We start from the raw sequence: 1,128 nt of genomic DNA, 5'->3' as shown, positions 1-1,128 counted from the left end.
TAAATCACCCTCGAATACCTCGAACCGGCTTTGGCGGCAGGCGAGTTCGATTGGATTTCGGACGTTGCCGGCAAGCTGCCCATGGACGTGATCTCCGAACTGATGGGCGTTCCCAAATCCGACCGCGCCGAGATCCGCAGGCTCGCCGACCTCGTCGTGCACCGCGAGGAGGGCGTGCTCGACGTGCCGGTCGCCGCGATGGACGCCTCGTTGAATCTCGTCGGCTACTTCGCCCGGATGATCACCGAGCGCCGTGCGAAGGAAACAGCCGATCTCACCTCGGCTCTGCTCGGGGCGGAGATCGACGGCGACCGATTGTCGGACGACGAGATCATCGGATTCATGTTCCTCATGGTGGTGGCCGGGAACGAAACGACCACGAAGCTGCTCGGCAACGCGATGTTCTGGGGAGCCGAGAACAAATCGGAAGTGCGGCAAGTATTGTCCGATCCCTCGCGCACGCCGGAATGGGTCGAGGAGACACTGCGGTACGACACGTCGAGCCAGCTCGTCGCCCGCACTGCGGCGGAGGACATCGAACTGCACGGCTCCACCATCCCCGCCGGCGACAAGGTGCTTCTGCTCATCGGGTCCGCCAACCGCGACTCGGAAGTGTTCGACGATGCCGACACCTTCCGCATCGGCCGCAACAGTTCCCAGAAGATCGCGAGTTTCGGCGGCGGGGTGCACTTCTGCCTCGGCGCCCACCTCGCGCGTCTCGAGGCGACCATCGCGCTCGAACAGTTCGCCCGGCGCGTCACCGACTACGACGTCGACGTCGACCGCTGCGAACGCGTGCACTCCACCAACGTCCGAGGCTTCGCGGCCCTGCCCATGAAGGTCACCGATCGACATGCCTAGATTCGAACCCCACCCCGGCCGGCGCCCGGCGATCGTGACCGGCGCGTCGTCCGGCATCGGCACCGCCACCGCCTACGCGCTCGCCGAACTCGGGCACCCCGTCGCTCTCGGTGCTCGACGCGTCGACGAGTGCGAGGCCGTCGCAGAGAAGATCCGCGGCGAGGGCGGTGAAGCGTTCGCTCATCATCTCGACGTGTCGTCGACCGACTCGGTCGATCGGTTCGTCACTGCCGCGGAGGACGCGCTCGGCCCCACCGAGATCGTCGA

Annotated in this window: 1 protein-coding gene and 1 pseudogene; both read left to right on the top strand. The window is 66.0% G+C overall.

The genetic code is table 11. From position 1 onward, the window contains the following. Positions 1 to 3 precede the first annotated feature (3 nt). Positions 4 to 861 (top strand): annotated as a pseudogene (locus AB0H50_RS35560) (cytochrome P450); the annotation flags it as partial. Next, positions 854 to 1,128: SDR family NAD(P)-dependent oxidoreductase (locus tag AB0H50_RS35555; RefSeq protein WP_357461679.1), on the top strand; the 275-nt coding region annotated here is incomplete at its 3' end. The pseudogene AB0H50_RS35560 and the gene AB0H50_RS35555, both read left to right, overlap by 8 nt.

The sequence above is a fragment of the Nocardia sp. NPDC050793 genome, assembly GCF_040654065.1.
GTDB lineage: Bacteria > Actinomycetota > Actinomycetes > Mycobacteriales > Mycobacteriaceae > Nocardia.
Note: the sequence above shows the minus strand (reverse complement) of the source record. Positions and strands in the feature narration are given on the sequence as shown.